This is a genomic window from Nocardia pseudovaccinii (assembly GCF_050942345.1).
Lineage (GTDB): Bacteria > Actinomycetota > Actinomycetes > Mycobacteriales > Mycobacteriaceae > Nocardia > Nocardia pseudovaccinii.
Genome location: NZ_CP192074.1, coordinates 3890406 through 3908948, shown reverse-complemented (window position 1 = coordinate 3908948; position 18543 = coordinate 3890406). Strand labels below are relative to the sequence as shown.

Here is an 18543-nt window from a genome sequence, read left to right as displayed (position 1 = left end):
GCTAGTCGTCGACCACGACCACCTTTCCGGTGGCATGGCCTTCCTCCTGGTAGCGCACGGCCGCCGGGATTTCGGTGAAGGGATAGGTCCGGTCGATGACCGGGGTGATCTTTCCGTCCTCGATGAGCTCGGTGAGCGCGAGGAGGTTTTCCCTGTTCCGAGTGCATCGGGTCACCTCCGCCAGCGCGACTCGCTGCGAGATGAACGGCGCGAGTGCCAACGCCGCGAACATCCGCCCGGCGGGTTGCACCCAACGACCCGCCGGCCCGCCGACCGCGACATAGGTGCCCTTGGCAGTCAGCGCACGGCGACATGCCGACATCGAGCGGGTACCCGCGATATCCACCAGCAGGTCGTAGCGCTGCCCGTTCCGCGTGAAATCCGCTGCGGTGTAGTCGATTACCGCATCCGCACCGAGCGAGCGGATCAGCTCGGTGTTCCGCGTGCCACAGATACCGGTGACCACCGCGCCGAACGCATGCGCAAGTTGTACGGCGAATGTGCCGACACCTCCCGACGCGCCATTGATCAATACCCGCTGCCCGGCTTGGATCCGTCCCTCGTCACGCAGGGCCACCAGCGCGGTATTGGCCGCCAGTGGTACCGCGGCCGCCTGCTCGAATGACAGGTTCTTCGGCTTCGGCGCCAATTCACTTTCCCGGACACAGACGTACTCGGCGAAGCCACCCCCTTTGAGCAGCGCGAACACCTCGTCGCCGGGCTGGAATCCGGTCACCGCCTTGCCGACAGCTTCGACCACCCCCGCCACGTCCGCGCCAAGGATGGCGATGGACGGCTTGCGCAATCCGACGCCGCCACCCATCAGCCGCGCGATATACGGCTCGCCGCGTAGGAAGTGCCAGTCATAGGGCTGGACCGAGGTGGCACGCACCCGAACCAACACCTCGTCGTCGGCGGGTACCGGCTGGTCTATATCGGTGAGAGTCAGCTGTTCCGGTGGTCCGAATGCGCGAAGGACATAGGCCTTCATCATGTTCTCCTCAGATCTCGGCACCGAGACGCCACCCGCGCTCATAAGCCTTACAACGTAAGGTACCCTTACGTTGTAAGGCTCGTCAATGGCCGCCGCAACCCATGCCGACCGAAGTCGTTGCAGATCAAGCAGTCCCACGCAGACGGTCGAGACCGTCGAGAATCAGATCGAGCGCGAATTCGAATTCGAATTGGTCATCACACCAACCCAGCGTCGAGTCCGGATCGTCGTGGGCGACCTCTCGCAACATCCCGACCAGGTTCGGGAGCGCCTCGGCCATTCCGTCGAGCGCGGCCATGGCTTCGGCATCCATCGGTCCGTCGCCGGGATCGAACAACTCCTGGGTGAAACCCAGCGCCCGACTGCCGAGAACATGCATCGCGTGGTGGGTCTGGTCGTAGGAGAAGCCGCCTTCGCGCATCAGCCCGAGCAGGCCGTCGTAGTAGCGCAGCACGGCCTGGCTGGTATTGGTCCGCGTCTGGAATACACCGGGCGCCCACGGATGCCGGAGCAGCACCTCGCGTGCGGACAGAATCCGCCGCCGCACGGCCTGCTTCCACGCGGCGCCGACAGCGGGCACATCGATGTCGGCAACGACCTCGTTGATCTCCCCCGCGATGACGTCGACGACGCCGTCCAGCACGTCTTCCTTGTTGGCCACGTGGTGATATAGCGACATCGCCTCGACCCCGAGCAGTTCCGCCAACCGACGCATAGTCAGCGCTTCGATACCACTCGTGTCAGCGACGCCGATCGCCGTGGAAAGTACTCGCATCCGGCTCAATGGGATTCGAGACTCGACTTCGGCCGCCACTTACGCATCCTCCCATACGGCGTAAGTCCGGCATGGACAGCCGAGCCGGGCGGAGGGTCGATACCTCCGCCCGGTCGCCCGAACTGCGCGTTCAGGAATGTCCGGCGATGATGACCTCGGGAATGCCGGTGCCGAGCGGCACCTCTCGGCACGTCGGAGCCGGTGCGTGGACCGGGTCCAGCGTCCGCAGCAACAGTTCCTGCACGAATGGGTCGTAGACCATGTGGAAGTGACCGGTCTGGTCGATCGCGCATTCGTCCTGCAGTGCGATGTTCGCCACGTTCGGGCCGTGCAGTGCGATATTGCTGAACGGCTGGATCATCTCGTCGACTCGGCTGCCGATGGTGACGTAGTGCGGGCCGGGCACGGTGTCTCCGCCCGCATTCAGTTCGATCATCAGCGGCGAGCCCTGCACCTGCTGCACCGCCGCGAGTGAGGTGACCTGCGCGAAGGCTTGCAGCGCACCCGGAATCGACTGCGCCACCGGCACCAGCCCATACATCACCCCGCCGTAGCTCGGCGACGCGAGGCCGATCCACTGACCGACCTTCGGCGCGCCACCGAGCTTGTTCACGTAGTAGCGAGTGACGTTGGCGCCCTGGGAAAATCCGACGATATCGACCTGGGTGGCATTGGTGGCGGCCAGTACCTGGTCGACGAATGCGCCGAACTGATAGGCACTCACCCACATGTCCTCGGTGCCCCAGGTGTCTTTGCCCGGCGCACCGCCATAGTTGAGTGCGAAGACACAGAAGCCGAGCGCCGAGATCTGCGGGCCGATGGCCGCCCAGTCGGAGTACGCCGAGGAATCGGTGCCGTGCGCCAGGACGACCGGGCGGGGATGCTCGGCGGTCGGCTTGCAGTCGAAGTTGTTGGTACCAGCCGGGGCAACGTTCTTGTGCGCCTTCTGATACACCGCCGCGGCCAGATGGTCCGATTGGGTCGGACCGATTTGGGTGGGTACATCCGGCGGGCGATATCCGGCGATCTGGGCACTCACCGGCGCGGGATCAGCTGGTTCGGCCCCCGCTATGGGTGCCGCGCCGGAGCCGAAGAAGACGGCTCCGGCCATGACACCGGCAGACACCACGCGCCTGAACTGTGATACTCCCCAACCCCACTGACCGCTCGGCTGTTCCATATCACAATGATGTACCCGATCCGCTCGAAAAGTGCACGCTCAGGCGGCGTTTCACACTGCCATCACTTTTCGGGGGAGTCGTCCTCGGCGAGAATGCGGTATAGCGATTTACGCGCCTCGGTGAGCACCTCCGCGGCCCGAGCCGCCTGCTGCGGAGTACCCGCCGCCGCGACCTGAGCGGCCGCACCCATCAGCTGTCCGATCAGCGCGCGCAGATCCATCGCCTGAGTGCCGACGTCCTCCTTGACATCGGCCCAGGGATCGCCGAGTTCGTCCCGATGCTCGGCGACGTAGGTCTCGCCCGCGTCGGTGAGCTTCGCGGTCTTGCGACCGGCGACCTTCTCGATGAGCACCAGACCCTCGTCCTCGAGCTGCGCGAGCGCCGGGTAGATGGATCCCGGGCTCGGGCGCCAGACATCGTCGCTGCGCTCCCTGATCTGCTGGATCAGCTCGTAGCCGTGCATCGGACGCTCGGTGAGCAGCAATAACACCGCGGCACGCACGTCACCGCGCCTGCCCCGGCCACCGCGGCCGCGCCCACGTCCGAATCCCGGACCGAAGCCGGGCCCGAAACCAGGACCGAAGCCCGGTCCGAACTCGGGTCCGAAACCGTGCCGCCCACCGCGGCGATGCTGGCGACGACCGGCGTCGCCCTCGTCGTGACCAGGCTTCCGCCAGCGGCCACGACCTCTGAATTCTCCGTATTCGATGTTCTCCATGTCAGCCTCCTTGGGCTCTCGTGTATATCTCACGCTATCGACGATATATCGGCAATGCATCGCATGCAAGGGTGATCGACGACACGAACCGACCGGGCGCCCCGAAACGCGGAATGGGCCGCACATCGGTCGATGCGCGGCCCGGGTAGGGAGTTGTCACATGAGCGGGTTGTCCCCGTGGAGCAAGTCACCACCGAACGTCGCGTGGCAAGTCGAAGCGCTATAAAACGAACTCCCCATCTCTTTTCGCTTCCGGTTACGGCGCAAGCGAATCGATCCAGCGCTCGAGCCGATGCCCCTCGGTCACCATGAGTTCCGGATCGCGGAAGGTATTGGTCAGCAACGAGATCCCCTGATAGGCAGCGAACAGCGCAACCGCGAGCTCCCGCGCATCCACGCGACCCATTGCGATGAACTGCCGTTCGATCCAGTCGAGCAGCGTGCGAATACTCGCCGCCGATGCCAACTCCAGGCCGTCGCCACGTTTACCCAGCTCCGAGGCCAGAGTTCCAGTGGGGCAACCGAATCGCACGGCGCGGTCACGCTGGCCCACCCAGCCGCGGACCAGCGCCTTCAGCCGATCTTGCGGCTCGTCGCACTGCTCGAGCACGGTGATCAGCTCCTGCAGCGTCTGCGCATGCGCGCCGAGTGCCGCCTCGACGAGCTGATCCTTGGTCTTGAAGTAGTAGTACACATTGCCGAGCGGAACATCGGCGACCCGCGCGATATCGGCGATGGTCGTCTTCTCGACGCCCTGCTCGTGGAACACCTGGGCGGCCGCGGCGGCGAGGCGTTCACGCTTGCCCGCCTTGGGTGTCGCGCGCCGACCTTCGACTGAGTTAGTCACACAACTAACTATAGACAAGCAACAGATCCATCGGCTACGTTATTTAAGTCAGCCAACTAACTCAGGAGTGAATGTGATCGTAGTGACCGGAGCGACCGGCAATATCGGACGCACCCTCGCGCGGCACCTCGCCGCCGCCGGTGAGCAGGTGACCGCCGTATCCCGCGGGAATCAGGACATCGTCGTGCCCGACGGCGTGCGGCATCGGCGGGCCGACCTCGCCGATCCCGAAAGCCTCTCCCCCGCAGTCGAAAACGCGGATGCGCTCTTCCTGCTGCTGACCGGGCCGCAGCTGGTGATCGGACCGGATCCGGCGCGGTTCGTAGAGGTCGCCGCGGCGGGTGGGGTCAAGAAGGTGGTGCTGCTGTCGTCGCAGGCGACGGGTACCCGGCCAGGACTGGCCTCACATGCGCGACTCCATGCGTTCGAGTCCGCGCTGCAGCGATCGGAGTTCGACTGGACGATTCTGCGGCCCACCGGATTCTTCTCCAACACCTACGCGTGGATCGAGTCGATCCGGGCCGAGCAGGTGATTGCCGCACCCTTCGCCGATACCGCACTGCCCGCCATCGATCCCGAAGATATCGCCGAGGTCGCCGCGACCGTATTGCGCACGGACGGCCACTCCGGACGCACCTATGAACTGACCGGTCCCGCCGCGATCAGTCCGCGCCAGCAGGCCCAAGCCGTCGAAGAGGCATTGGGAATTTCGCTGCAATTCGTCGAATTGACCCGCGAACAGGCGCGTTCCGGCATGTTGCGATTCATGCCGGAGGATGTCGCGGATGGCACGCTCGATATCCTCGGCACGCCGACACCGGCCGAGCAGCAGATCAGCACCGATGTCGAGCGGGTGCTCGGACGGCCCGCGACATCGTATGCCGAATGGGCGCGACGCAATCAGGCCATCTTCGGCTGACCCTCGCCAGAAACTCGAATCCGATACTCGCCCTTGCGATCTCGCACATCGACACCGAGGGCGAGCAGCTTGTCGCCGAACGAAGCCACGTCGGTGGTGGTCGCCGTCCCGGCCCGGGGTCTACACGGGGGTCGCGCCGGGGCGAGACCACTGCTTTACCGGGCCGCGGCGAGGGTGTCGCCCGCGCGGGTGTGGGCCTTCTCGCGGACCAGCAGTTCGTCCCGGGCGGCCTACCCAGGTGGCCAGGCCAACCGCAGACGGCTTTCAAGTTCTCAGACCACGCTCTTGCTGTTCGCGCCCGTTCGTTGGGCGAGTTGGGCGTGGTCGTCGGCGACGGTGAGCGCCACGGTCTCGTCGGGGGATCAGCCGATGTCGACCGGGTCGATTTGGACGCGCAGGGGGGCGTCGGAGCGGTGGGTGCTGCGGACGGCCTGGGCGGCCGTGAGGGCGCGGGCGAGGGCGGCGCCGGAGGTGCGGTGCACGCGCAGAAGCATGCGTTCGACTTCGGCGGGGGTATCGCCGCTGTCGAAGGGTTTGCGGGCGCCGGGTGGGAGGGGTACCGGGCCGAGGATATCGACATCGTCGGGAAGCTTTGCGGTGGAGAGCAATTCGGCGATGGAGTCGGAGGTGCCGTCGATGGCGGCCATGCGGACGGCGGGTGGAAAGCCGACCTCGGCACGGCCGGCCACCTCTGCGCGGGCGTGGCCGACCGGATCCCAGCGCAGTAGCGCCTGGACGGTGGGTAGCGAAGGTTCGGCCATCACGATGACCTGGCCGTGATTGCGCACCAGGGTGGCCGCCGACATCCACCGGCGCAGGGTGTCCTCGGCGGCGCGCAAGTCCGCGCGGCTCAGCAGCGCCCATCCGTCGAGCAGCAGTGCGACACCGTAGCCGCCGGGCAGCACCGGTTCGGCGCCGACGGTCGCCACGATCACCTGCGGTCCCGGTTCCACCGTGTCGAGTACCGCGCCGCCGCTGGATCCGCGAATCGGTACGCCGGGAAAGGCCCGACCGAGTTCCTCAGCGGTCCGGGCCGCACCGATCACCACCGCGCGTAGCGCTCTGGATGCACAAGCAGGACAGCGGAAGGCGGCCTCGGTGATACCGCACCAGCGGCATGCTGGACTGTGCGCGGTCTCGCCGCGATGCCCAGCTCGCCCATCCGGCAAGGAAAGTGGGCCATTGCAGTGCCGACATCGTGCGGGTGTACGGCATTTCGCGCAGGCGAGCGCCGGGATGTATCCGCGCCGCGGCACCTGCACCAGCACCGCGGCACCTTCCTTCAGCGCGGATCGCGCGGCAGCGTAACCAACGGCGGGAATGCGGACTGCGCGCGCGACCGGGTCACGCTCCATCGCGATATCGGAGTCACCCGGTGCGCTGATGCGCGGGGAAAATTTGCGCACCACAGCACGATCAGCGACCAGGTCGTGCGCCCACCCCGAATCGACCACGGCCTGGATCTCCGCCGTCCGCGCGAATCCGGCCGCGACGAATGCCGCCCCGGTGTCATGTGCCCGCAGCATCGCGACCTCGCGCGCATGCGGATACGGCGCCCGAGGTTCGGCATAGGTGTCGTCGCCGTCGTCCCAAATCGCGATCAACCCGAGATCAACCGCAGGAGCGAAGACCGCACTGCGCGTCCCGACGATCACCCGCGCGGTCCCCCGCAATGCCGCCAACCACCGCCGATACCGCGCGGCCGGCCCCAACCCCGCAGCCAACCCGACTGCCGAATCCCCCACCAGCCGAACACATTCCGCCAACACCCGATCCAGATCCCGCTGATCCGGAACCATCAGAATCGCACTGCGCCCCCGCCCGACCACAACCGCCGCCAATTCCGCCAGCCGCCGCGCCCAATCCTCCCCCGGCACCGCCTGCCACCCCGCCCGCACCCATTTCCCCTGCCCCAGCGCCGACACAAACGCCGCCCCATGGATGTACCGCTCCCACGGCCGCAGTTCCACACCGTCCTGCATACCGGTACCGCCCGAATCAGCCAGCACCGCAACAATATTCGACGATTCGGCAGCAACGACAGCGCGCTCACCCACCGGCGCGTCAGCGTCCTCGGGTTCCGCCTCCACTCGTCCGTCGGCGGCAGCGACACCGTTCTGCCCTGCCGATGTCACGGCACCAGAATCCACCACCGATTCGATCGAATCCGCCGACAGCGATTCCGATCCAACACCGGCAGCCGTCACATGATCGGCCGAGCGCGAGGACACCGGAGCAGTATCGAACCGATCGCGAACGTCGACCGCCGCGTCCTCGCCACCCACCGTCGGAGCATCGACGGAATGCTCGAGCGCCGCGACCGCATCGTCGGACGCAGCGGATTCGACAGAATCGGCCCCTGTCGGCGAATCACCCACCGTCGGCAGGTCACACGAATCCGCCAACGCCGCTACGGTATTCGGAGTTCCAGCAGGCCCGACAGCGTCAGCTGCCGAGTCAGTTACCAGCACGGGATCTGGCGACGGCGAACTGGGCGAGGCCGGGGCGGCCGCCGCCTTCGAGCTCCCGTTCTCGGTGCGCGCGTGCCGGGGCGGGATCGCGAGCCGCAGAACATCCGCGCGGGTCCCTGCGTAGCGGGCGGCCACGGCGGTGGCCAGCTTCAGGATTTCCGGGGTCAGGACGCGTTCCGCGGAGACCACACGTTCGAGTTTGACCATTTTCCCGGTGTGGTCGCTGTGGGACAGGCGGGCCAGCAGATACCCGTCGACGAGGCGGCCCGCGAAACGGACGCGGACTCGGACACCGGGTTGGGCGATTTCGTCCAGCTCAGGAGGAACCAGATAGTCGAAGTCGCGGTCCAGGTGAGCAGGCGACAGCAGCGGGAGCACCCGGGCGATCGGGTGTCCCGCTGCTGTCGAATCCTGTGTTGCCGTGGCTCCCGCCCCTGCGGGAGCCACGGCGGCGAGGTCCGCTGTGGGTTCGTGCACGCGGGCCCCCGATATGCCTACAGACCGACGGCTGCACGCAGCTTGTCCGCGCGCATCAGGCAGGGCCTCCCATTGCAGGTCGGCATATCCATATCGACTACCCCTACAGGCCGACGGCTGCACGCAGCTTGTCGGCGCGCATCAGGCAGGGCCTCCCATTGCAGGTCGGCATATCCATATCGGCTACCCCTACAGGCCGACGGCTGCACGCAGCTTGTCGGCGCGGTCGGTGTGCTCCCAAGGCAGGTCCACGTCGGTGCGGCCGAAGTGGCCGTACGCGGCAGTCGGTGCGTAGATCGGGCGCAGCAGGTCGAGGTCGCGGATGATCGCGCCGGGGCGCAGATCGAAGACCTCGGTGATGGCCGTGGCGATGCGCGCCGGATCGACCTTCTCGGTGCCGAAGGTCTCGACGAACAGACCGACTGGTGCGGCCTTGCCGATGGCGTAGGCGACTTGGACCTCGACCCGTTCGGCGAGTCCGGCCGCGACGACATTCTTGGCGACCCAGCGCATGGCGTAGGCGGCCGAGCGGTCCACCTTCGACGGATCCTTACCGGAGAACGCGCCACCACCGTGACGAGCCATGCCGCCGTAGGTGTCGACGATGATCTTGCGGCCGGTCAGGCCCGCATCACCCATCGGACCACCGAGGACGAACTTGCCGGTCGGGTTCACCAGCAGGCGAATATCGGAGACATCCAGCGGCGCGGGCAGATCAAGATCGGCGAGCACCACGTCGACGACCTTCTCGCGGATATCGGGTGCCAGCAAGTTGTCCAGGTCGATATCGGCGGCGTGCTGCGTGGAGATCACGACCGTATCCAGGCGGACCGGACGGTCACCGTCGTATTCGATGGTGACCTGGGTCTTACCGTCGGGACGCAGGTACGGCAGCACACCCGACTTACGAACCTCGGTCAGCCGACGCGAGAGCCGGTGCGCGAGCGCGATCGGCAGCGGCATCAGCTCGGGTGTGTCGGTGTTGGCATAGCCGAACATCAGGCCCTGGTCGCCGGCACCCTGCCGCTCGATCTCGTCATCCGATCCGGCGGTACGCGCCTCGTGCGAGGTGTCGACGCCCTGTGCGATATCCGGCGACTGTGCGCCGATCGCAATATTTACACCGCAGGAATTTCCGTCGAAACCCTTTGCGGACGAGTCGTATCCGATTTCCAGAACCTTTTCGCGGACGATTTTCGGAATATCCGCATAAGCCGACGTGGTTACCTCACCCGCGACGTGCACCTGGCCGGTGGTCACGAGAGTTTCCACCGCGACCCGGCTGCGCGGATCCGCCGCGAGCAGGGCGTCGAGGATGGAATCGCTGATGGCGTCACAGATCTTGTCCGGATGACCTTCGGTCACGGACTCACTGGTGAAAAGGCGGCTGCCAGACGTGGGCACAGTTCTTCCCTCTCCCTCAACGGGTTACTCGTATCGGATTGCGACGGTAACGCGATGCGGCCACCGCACAACCCTTCATTCAGACTATTCCAAACCACCGACGCGACGGGGTTGACGACAGGCAACTGTCTCAGACTATTGAAATCCGTCGATATGTCGGGCCGGGGCTCCAGCCTCCAACACATCGACCAGTCCGGGTTGCGGTCGACAACAGCCTAACCATCACGCGGCGGTGTATCCACCGGACATCCTCGATGCACAGCACAATCCAAGCGCCGCAACGATTCTCAGCGCAGCAACGGACCGAGCGCGTCCAGCACCCGGCTCGCGAGCAATGCCTTCGATCCGTGGTCGAGCGCCTGTTCGGTGCCGTCGGCACCGAGCAGCCAGCCGTCGTTGGTGTCGACCTCGAACGCCTTGCCCTCGCCGACCGCGTTGACGACCAGCAGATCACAGCCCTTACGCGCCAGTTTGGCCCGCGCGTGCGTGAGCACGTCGCCGTGCTCGTCACCGGTCTCGGCGGCAAAGCCGACGATCGCGGTTCCGGGTAGCTGACCATCGCGTCGCGACTGAACGAGTCCGGCGAGAATATCGTCGGTCTTGGTCAGCGGGATCACGTCGGGCTCGTGCGCGCCCTTCTTGATCTTGGCCGCGGCCACAGTGGTCGGCCGGAAGTCGGCGACGGCCGCGGCCATGATCACCGCGTCCGCACCGAGCGCATGCTTCTCGACGGCGGTCTTGAGCTGTTCGGCGGTGGTGATGTGCACGAGATCCACGGCGGCGGGTGCGGCCATCTCGATGGTGTTGCCCGCGATCAACGTGACGTGGGCGCCGCGCTGCGCGGCGACCCTGGCCAATGCGTAGCCCTGCTTGCCGGAGCTGCGATTGCCGAGGAAACGCACCGGATCCAGCGGTTCCCTGGTGCCGCCCGCAGTGATAACCACGCGGCGGCCCGCCAGATCACGCGGGATGGCGTCGGCGCGTTCCAGCAGCAGCGTCGCCAGCCCGAAGATCTCCTCGGGCTCGGGCAACCGGCCGGGACCCGTATCGGTACCGGTCAACCGGCCCGACGCGGGTTCCATGACGATCGCACCGTGCGCGCGCAGCGTCGCGACATTGGCGACGGTGGCCGGATGCTCCCACATCTCGGTATGCATCGCGGGCGCGAACAACACCGGACATCGGGCCGTCAGCAAGGTGGCGGTGAGTAGATCGTCGGCGCGGCCCTGTGCGGCACGCGCCATCAGATCGGCGGTCGCCGGGGCGATGACCACAAGGTCCGCCTCCTGGCCCAACCGCACGTGCGGCACCTCGGGGACATCGGTGAACACATCGGTGTGCACCGGATTCCCGGACAGCGCCTCGAAGGTTGCCTTACCGACGAACTGCAGCGCCGACTCGGTGGGGATCACCCGTACCTGGTGCCCGGTCTCGGTGAACCGGCGCACGATCGAACAGGCCTTATAGGCGGCGATCCCTCCGCCGACGCCGACGACGATCCGTGTGGTCACTACGCCTCCGGCCTAGATGTGGTTGTTACTCGCCTTCGGAGTGCTCGAGCAGGTCGGAGTGGATCTCACGCATCGCGACCGACAGCGGCTTCTCCTGCAGACCCGGCTCGACCAGCGGGCCGACGTATTCGAGGATGCCGTCGCCGAGCTGGTTGTAGTAGTCGTTGATCTGACGGGCCCGCTTGGCCGCGTAGATCACCAGCGCGTACTTGGACGAGGTGCGCTCGAGCAGCTCGTCGATCGGCGGGTTGGTGAGGCCGACCGGAGTGTCGTATGCGGGCGCGGGCTTGATGTCCGTACTGCTCACTGAGAGGGCTCCTGCGGGGATCGGTTCTTCGGGCTGGGTGGTTTTCCGAGAGTGCGGGTCACGAACTCGAATTTGTGCTAACGAACAACGATACCAACTGCTCACAGGCGCTGGTCACCTCGTCGTTCACTATGACGATGTCGAACTCGTCACAGGCCGCCAATTCCGTCCTGGCGGTCTCCAACCTGCGGGCGATCACCTCGGGTGATTCGGTACCCCGCGCGGTCAGCCGGGAAACCAGTTCGTCCCAGCTGGGCGGGGCGAGAAATACCAGCAGCGCCTCCGGCATGGCCTTGCGCACCGACCGCGCGCCCTCGAGGTCCACCTCGACGAGCACCGGCAGGCCGGCGGCGAGTGCGTCACGCACCGGTTTCGCCGGAGTACCCGAGCGCTGCAGTCCCCCGTGGATATCAGCCCACTCGAGGAGTTCGCCCGCCGCGATCATGGCGTCGAACTCCTCCCGGGACACGAACCGGTAGTCGCGGCCGTCGACCTCCCCGGGCCGGGGGGCCCGGGTTGTCGCCGACACGCTGAAGACCAGTTGGGGCAGTCGCTCGCGGACGCAGCGGACCACGGTCGACTTGCCCACGGCCGAGGGGCCGACCAGTACTACCAGTCGACCCTTCCGCGTGTGTTCGACCACCTTGGTGGTCAGGCGAAGTCGAATCGGGCGAGCAGCGCCTTGCGCTGCCGATCACCCAGTCCGCGCAGACGCCGGGTGGGGGCGATCTCCAGCTCGCTCATGATTTCCGCCGCCTTGACCTTGCCCACCTTGGGCAGGGCCTCCAGCAGCGCCGACACCTTCATCTTGCCGAGGATCTCGTCGGTTTCGGCGTCGGTGAGGACCTGCTTCAGGTCGGTGCCGCCACGCTTCAGGCGCTCCTTGAGCTCCGCCCGAGCACGGCGAGCGGCAGCCGCCTTCTCCAAAGCAGCGGCGCGCTGCTCGTCAGTCAGCTGGGGAAGGGCCACGGTTCCTCCGTCTCATCGTTCATTGCATCAACTCCTGCCGGTAACCCAGCAGTCTCAGCGACCGTACCCACGACGTTGCCCGATTGCGAACCCACCCCCCAGGTCAGCGCATGATTCGCCGATGTCGTAAGGGTGGGCCCGGCGGGATGCGCACAGCGCGTCGATCGCTGTGGTGATCCTACCGCCGAAATCTCGAAATACCCCGCTAGCAGGGCTTTTTCATACCGAAAGGGGGTTAGCGGAGTGGTTGCGGCGCCAACCCGCATCGGACCAGCAACCGGTCACGTGTCCGACCTGGAATTTTCTAGGATTTTTCCGCGTGTCGCGTTGTTCTTGCGCGTGTCGGAGGCTCGAAACGCCCGATTTCAGGCTTCCGTACCTCCCGAACCAACGCCCTCACGGATCGCCACAAAATCCTGACATTCGCCTGGACCGCGGCGCGGCGAGAGCGAACGGCACTCTGTGCCGGTCCAGTTGGCTCCGTGATCGATCAGGACGTCGCCTCGGCCACCGGAGTGCCGGATGGCGGGGAAATCGGCGCAGCGGGCCGCACAGCTGTTCGATATGACACGTCATCCCCGATCAACGTGCCCTCCCTGGGCCGAAACGCGAAATGGACCGACGCCGAAGCGCCGGTCCACGTAATCGTCACGCGTCATCGCCGCAGGAAGGCGAACTCCTCCTGCAGCGCGCTCACCTTGGCACGCAGTGCCGACACGGACGGACCGGCGCCGAGCACCTCGCGCGAAACGGTCGGCACCGCGGCGTGCAACAACTGCTCCGGCACCAGCGCACGCACGGTTTCCGGACCGCCCCCCTGCGCGCCGACGCCCGGCATCAGGATCGGGCCGTTGAGCTCCGCGAGATCCGGCGCTTCGGTGAGGGTGGCCCCCAGCACAATGCCGACCGAGCCGAACTCCTGGCCCGCATTGCATTGCGCCGCCGCATCGACCATGGTCTGCGCGACCGTTCGACCGTCCGCCGCGACTGCCCGCTGCACCTGTGCACCTTCGGGATTCGAGGTGGCGGCGAGTACGAAGACACCGCGCCCGTTCGCCTCCGCCAGCGTCAAAGCCGGTGCGAGGGAACCGAATCCGAGATACGGCGAGACCGTCACCGCGTCCGAGCCGAGCGTGCCGTCGGCGAGCCAGGTCCGCGCGTAGGCATCCATGGTCGAGCCGATATCGCCGCGCTTGGCATCGGCGAGCACCAGGGTGCCCGAGGCGCGCAGTACCTCGATGGTGCGCTCGAGCACCGCGATTCCGCCGGAACCGTAGGCCTCGAAGAAGGCGACCTGCGGTTTGATCAGCGCGACCCGGCCGTCGAAAGCCTCGACACAGATCTCGGCGAAGGCCTCGACACCGTCGACATCGTCGGTGAGACCCCACGATCCGAGCAGGCCGGGATGCGGATCGATGCCGACGCACAGTGGCCCGAGATGCCGCATGGCGTGCTGCAATCGGGCACCGAAGGTCTTCATCGCACCGTCTCCTTCGTCAGCCACGCAGCACCGAATGCAGTTCCTGCAGCGAGCGCACCCCGATGCCGCCGTTGATGCTCGCCTCGATGCCCTGCACGGCCGCGGCCGCACCCTGCACCGTGGTGATGCACGGGATGTTCACACCGACCGCCGCCGTGCGGATCTCGTAACCGTCCACGCGCGGCCCGGAGTTGCCGTAGGGGGTGTTGAACACCATGTCGACCTCACCGTCGCGGATCTGCTCCACGATGGTCGGCTGGTCGGCGGGCCCGTCCTCGGAGTGCTTGCGCACCTGTTCGCACGGAATTCCGTTGCGGCGCAGCATTTCCGCGGTGCCCTCGGTGGCCAGGATGCGGAAGCCGAGGTCGTTGAGGCGCTTCACCGGGAACACCATGGCGCGCTTGTCCCGGTTGGCGATCGAGACGAAGACGGTGCCCTCGGTCGGCAGCGAACCGTAGGCCGCGGCCTGGCTCTTGGCGAAGGCGGTGCCGAAATCGGCGTCGATGCCCATGACCTCACCTGTGGACTTCATCTCCGGCGAGAGCAGCGAATCCACACCGCTGCCGTCGGCCTTGCGGAACCGGTGGAACGGCAACACCGCCTCCTTCACCGCGACGGGCGCGTCGAGCGGCACGTGGCCGCCGTCGCCCTCGGCGGGCAGCATGCCCTCCTTGCGCAGTTCGGCGATGGTGGCGCCCATGGTGATCCGTGCGGCCGCCTTGGCCAGCGGCACCGCGGTGGCCTTGGAGACAAAGGGAACCGTGCGGCTCGCCCGCGGATTCGCCTCGAGCACGTAGAGCACATCGTCCTTGAGCGCGTACTGCACATTGAGCAGGCCCTTGACGCCGATACCCTTGGCCAGCGCGATGGTGGAGCGGCGCACCGCCTCGATATCGCTGCGTCCCAGGGTGATCGGCGGCAGTGCGCAGGCGGAGTCGCCGGAGTGGATGCCCGCCTCTTCGATGTGCTCCATCACACCGCCGAGGTAGACCTCGTCACCGTCGCAGAGCGCGTCGACGTCGATCTCGATGGCGTCTTCCAGGAACCGGTCGACCAGCACCGGATGTTCCGGGCTGAGTTCGGTCGCCCGGGAGATGTAGCCCTCCAGCGAGTCCTCGTCGTAGACGATCTCCATACCGCGACCGCCGAGCACGTAGGACGGGCGCACCAGCACCGGGTAGCCGATGCCTGCGGCGATCTTCTTGGCCTGCGCGAAGGTGGTCGCGGTGCCGTACTTCGGTGCGGGCAGGCCCGCGGCGACCAGTACGTCACCGAATTCGCCGCGATCCTCGGCCAGGTCGATGGCGGCGGCGCTGGTGCCGACCACCGGCACACCGGCGTCGGTGAGGCGCTGCGCCAGCCCCAGCGGGGTCTGGCCGCCGAGCTGCACGATGACCCCGGCGACGGTGCCGGACTCGGTTTCGGCGTGGTAGACCTCGAGCACATCCTCGAAGGTCAGCGGCTCGAAGTAGAGCCGGTCGGCGGTGTCGTAGTCGGTAGAGACGGTTTCCGGGTTGCAGTTGACCATGACGGTCTCGTATCCGGCCTGCGAAAGCGTCTGCGCCGCATGGACACACGAGTAGTCGAACTCGATGCCCTGGCCGATCCGGTTCGGCCCGGAACCCAGGATGATCACCTTGTCGCGTTCGCGCTGCGGCGAGACCTCCGACTCGGCTGCGGGATCGAGTTCGTAGGTCGAGTAGTGATACGGGGTTTTGGCCTCGAACTCCGCGGCGCAGGTGTCGACGGTCTTGAAGACCGGACGGATACCGAGCCGATGACGCAGTGCGCGCACGCCGGTCTCACCCGCCAATTCCGGTCGCAGCGCGGCGATCTGGCGATCGGAGAGGCCATAGTGCTTGGCACGGCGCAGCAGCGGCTCGTCGAGTACGGGTGCGTCGATGACCTCTCGGCGCAGCTCGACCAGTCCGGCCACCTCGGCGACGAACCAGGGGTCGATGCCGGAGGCCGCGGCGACGTCCTCGATGCTCGCGCCCAGCCGCAGCGCCCGCTCGACCTGGTAGATGCGCCCCTCGGTCGGCGTGCGCAGATCTTCGAGGATCGCTTCGGTATCGGTCCAGTTGCCGTCGCCCTGGGTCCAGAAGCCCGCGGCCTTGGTCTCCAGCGAGCGCAGCACCTTGCCGAGTGCCTCGGCGAAGTTGCGACCAAGCGACATCGCCTCGCCGACCGACTTCATGGTGGTGGTCAGCGTGGCGTCGGCGCCGGGGAACTTCTCGAAGGCGAAGCGCGGCGCCTTGACGACCACATAGTCCAAGGTCGGCTCGAAACAGGCCGGGGTTTCCTTGGTGATGTCGTTGACGATCTCGTCCAGGGTGTAGCCGATGGCCAGCTTGGCGGCGATCTTGGCGATCGGGAAACCCGTTGCCTTGGAAGCCAATGCGGACGAGCGCGAGACGCGTGGGTTCATCTCGATGACGATCAGGCGTCCGTCGGCCGGATCGACCGCGAACTGGATATTGCAGCCACCGGTATCGACGCCGACCTCGCGCAGGATGTCGATGCCGAGGTCACGCAGCTTCTGGTATTCGCGGTCGGTGAGGGTCATGGCGGGTGCGACGGTGACCGAATCACCGGTGTGCACACCCATCGGGTCCACATTCTCGATCGAGCAGACCACCACGACATTGTCGCGGCCGTCGCGCATCAGCTCGAGTTCGTATTCCTTCCACCCCAGGATGGATTCCTCGATGAGCACATTGGCGGTCGGCGAGGCGGCTAAGCCGCCGCCCGCGATGCGATCGAGGTCCTCGTCGTTGTAGGCCATGCCGGAGCCGAGGCCGCCCATGGTGAACGACGGCCGAACGACCACCGGAAAGCCCAGTTCAGTGACGGTTTCGCGGACCTCGTCCATGGTGTGGCAGACACGCGAGCGAGCGCTCTCGCCACCGACCTTGGCGACGATGTCCTTGAACTTCTGCCGGTCCTCACCGCGCTGGATGGCCTCGAAATCGGCGCCGATCAGCTCGACGTTGTATTTCTGCAGCACTCCGCGCTCGTGCAGGGCGACCGCGGTATTCAGCGCGGTCTGCCCACCGAGGGTGGCGAGAATGGCGTCGGGGCGCTCCTTTTCGATGACCTTCTCGACGAACTCCGGCGTAATCGGTTCCACATAGGTCGAATCGGCGAACTCCGGATCGGTCATGATGGTCGCCGGGTTGGAATTCACCAGCGATACCCGCAGGCCCTCGGCCCGCAGCACCCGGCACGCCTGGGTGCCGGAGTAGTCGAATTCGCAGGCCTGGCCGATGACGATCGGACCGGAGCCGATCACCAGGATGTGCTTCAGATCCTCGCGGCGAGGCATCAGGCTCCTTCCATGAGACCGGCGAAACGGTCGAAGAGATAGGCGGCGTCATGAGGTCCGGCGGCGGCTTCCGGGTGGTATTGCACCGAGAATGCGCGGCCGTCGACCAGGCGCACGCCCTCGACGGTGCCGTCATTGGCGCACACGTGGCTGACCTCGGCCTTGCCGAACGGGGTGTCGAACTGTTCGCCCTGTTCGCCCTCCAGCGCGAAGCCGTGGTTCTGCGCGGTGATCGAGATCCGGCCGGTTTCGTGTTCGACGACCGGGATATTGATGCCGCGGTGGCCGAACTTCATCTTGTAGGTCTTGCGGCCGAAGGCGCGACCGAGGATCTGATTGCCGAAGCAGATCCCGAACAGCGGCAGCCCCTTCTCCAGCACGCCCTGGGTGATGGCGACCGCGCCGTCCTGGGTGGCCGGGTCGCCCGGACCGTTGGACAGGAAGACGCCGTCCGGCTTCAGCTCCAGGATCTGATCCAGCGAGACGGTCGACGGCACCACATGCACCCGCATGCCACGCTGCGCGAACATGCGCGGGGTGTTGGTCTTGATGCCGAGGTCGACCGCGACGACGGTGAAGCGCGGGTCGCCGTTCGGTTCGATCGTGTACAGCGCGTCGGTGCTCACCTCCTCGGCCAGATCCGCGCCCAGCATCGAGGGCTGTCCGTTGACCCGGGACAGCAGTTCGTCTGCGTCGGCGAGGGCCGAGCCGGAGAAGATGCCCGCTTTCATCGAGCCGCGGGTGCGCAGGTGGCGCACCAGCGCGCGGGTGTCGATGCCAGCGATGCCGACGATCTGCTGGCGGTCCAGCTGGTCCTGCAGAGTGCCGGTCGATCGCCAGTTCGACGCGACGCGCGAGGCGTCGCGGACTGCGTATCCGGCGACCCAGATCTTGCTGGATTCGTCGTCCTCGTCGTTCCAGCCCGTATTGCCGATCTGCGGGGCCGTGGCCACCACGATCTGGCGGTGGTAGCTGGGGTCGGTGAGGGTCTCCTGATACCCGGTCATCGCGGTGCAGAACACCGCCTCACCGAGTGTTTCGCCCACGGCGCCGAAGGCCGTGCCGCGGAAGACCCGGCCGTCCTCCAGTACCAGTGCCGCAGCTTCCTTCGGCCCTCCCGCCACCCGGCCACCACCCCTCATCGAATCGCTGCGCGATCCTGTGT

General features: G+C 66.5%; 15 protein-coding genes. 1 reads left to right on the top strand and 14 read right to left on the bottom strand.

From position 1 onward, the window contains the following. Position 1 precedes the first annotated feature (1 nt). The 5 genes from ACQPZ2_RS17610 to ACQPZ2_RS17590 form a co-directional block, all read right to left on the bottom strand. A complete protein-coding gene (locus tag ACQPZ2_RS17610; protein WP_433526522.1) occupies positions 2–994 on the bottom strand; it encodes an NAD(P)-dependent alcohol dehydrogenase in 993 nt (330 codons plus the stop codon). 124 nt (positions 995–1118) lie between these two features. Beyond that, a complete protein-coding gene (locus ACQPZ2_RS17605) occupies positions 1119–1808 on the bottom strand; it encodes a TetR/AcrR family transcriptional regulator (RefSeq protein WP_433526521.1) in 690 nt (229 codons plus the stop codon). A 91-nt stretch (positions 1809–1899) separates the two neighbouring features. Beyond that, on the bottom strand, positions 1900–2880 hold the full coding sequence (locus ACQPZ2_RS17600) for an esterase/lipase family protein (protein WP_433527452.1): 981 nt from the start codon (positions 2878–2880) through the stop codon (positions 1900–1902). Between the two features lie 131 nt (positions 2881–3011). Then, positions 3012–3668: a PadR family transcriptional regulator gene (locus ACQPZ2_RS17595; RefSeq protein ID WP_433526520.1), complete on the bottom strand. Its 657-nt coding sequence runs from the start codon at positions 3666–3668 to the stop codon at positions 3012–3014. A gap of 256 nt (positions 3669–3924) precedes the next feature. Beyond that, positions 3925–4515: a TetR/AcrR family transcriptional regulator gene (locus ACQPZ2_RS17590; protein WP_433526519.1), complete on the bottom strand. Its 591-nt coding sequence runs from the start codon at positions 4513–4515 to the stop codon at positions 3925–3927. Between the two features lie 73 nt (positions 4516–4588). Between ACQPZ2_RS17590 and ACQPZ2_RS17585 the strand changes: the two genes are divergently transcribed. Beyond that, complete coding sequence (locus ACQPZ2_RS17585) at positions 4589–5434, top strand: NAD(P)H-binding protein (protein WP_433526518.1); 846 nt, start codon at positions 4589–4591, stop codon at positions 5432–5434. A gap of 362 nt (positions 5435–5796) precedes the next feature. Here ACQPZ2_RS17585 and ACQPZ2_RS17580 read toward each other — a convergent pair whose 3' ends face one another. From ACQPZ2_RS17580 to carA, 9 genes are all read right to left on the bottom strand, one after another. Beyond that, on the bottom strand, positions 5797–8352 hold the full coding sequence (locus tag ACQPZ2_RS17580; protein ID WP_433527451.1) for a primosomal protein N': 2556 nt from the start codon (positions 8350–8352) through the stop codon (positions 5797–5799). A 219-nt stretch (positions 8353–8571) separates the two neighbouring features. Beyond that, positions 8572–9786, bottom strand: coding sequence for a methionine adenosyltransferase (metK, locus tag ACQPZ2_RS17575; RefSeq protein WP_387284559.1), 1215 nt, complete (start codon positions 9784–9786; stop codon positions 8572–8574). 287 nt (positions 9787–10073) lie between these two features. Then, positions 10074–11297: a bifunctional phosphopantothenoylcysteine decarboxylase/phosphopantothenate--cysteine ligase CoaBC gene (gene coaBC, locus ACQPZ2_RS17570; RefSeq protein WP_063043186.1), complete on the bottom strand. Its 1224-nt coding sequence runs from the start codon at positions 11295–11297 to the stop codon at positions 10074–10076. 25 nt (positions 11298–11322) lie between these two features. Continuing rightward, a complete protein-coding gene (gene rpoZ / locus ACQPZ2_RS17565) occupies positions 11323–11604 on the bottom strand; it encodes a DNA-directed RNA polymerase subunit omega (protein WP_040692158.1) in 282 nt (93 codons plus the stop codon). Between the two features lie 58 nt (positions 11605–11662). Next, positions 11663–12247 carry a guanylate kinase gene (gene gmk, locus ACQPZ2_RS17560; protein ID WP_433526517.1) on the bottom strand — a complete coding sequence of 195 codons (585 nt, stop codon included), beginning with the start codon at positions 12245–12247 and terminating at the stop codon, positions 11663–11665. Between the two features lie 8 nt (positions 12248–12255). Then, positions 12256–12573, bottom strand: a complete 318-nt coding sequence (gene mihF, locus ACQPZ2_RS17555) for an integration host factor, actinobacterial type (RefSeq protein WP_062993489.1) — start codon at positions 12571–12573, stop codon at positions 12256–12258. A gap of 655 nt (positions 12574–13228) precedes the next feature. Further along, the gene (gene pyrF, locus ACQPZ2_RS17550) at positions 13229–14053 is read right to left on the bottom strand and encodes an orotidine-5'-phosphate decarboxylase (RefSeq protein ID WP_433526516.1); all 825 of its coding nucleotides are present in this window, start codon (positions 14051–14053) and stop codon (positions 13229–13231) included. Positions 14054–14069: 16 nt separating this feature from the next. Beyond that, on the bottom strand, positions 14070–17378 hold the full coding sequence (gene carB, locus ACQPZ2_RS17545) for a carbamoyl-phosphate synthase large subunit (protein WP_433526515.1): 3309 nt from the start codon (positions 17376–17378) through the stop codon (positions 14070–14072). Continuing rightward, on the bottom strand, positions 17378–18520 hold the full coding sequence (gene carA, locus ACQPZ2_RS17540; RefSeq protein WP_433527450.1) for a glutamine-hydrolyzing carbamoyl-phosphate synthase small subunit: 1143 nt from the start codon (positions 18518–18520) through the stop codon (positions 17378–17380). The genes carB and carA overlap by 1 nt, the downstream gene beginning before the upstream one ends. Positions 18521–18543 lie beyond the last annotated feature (23 nt).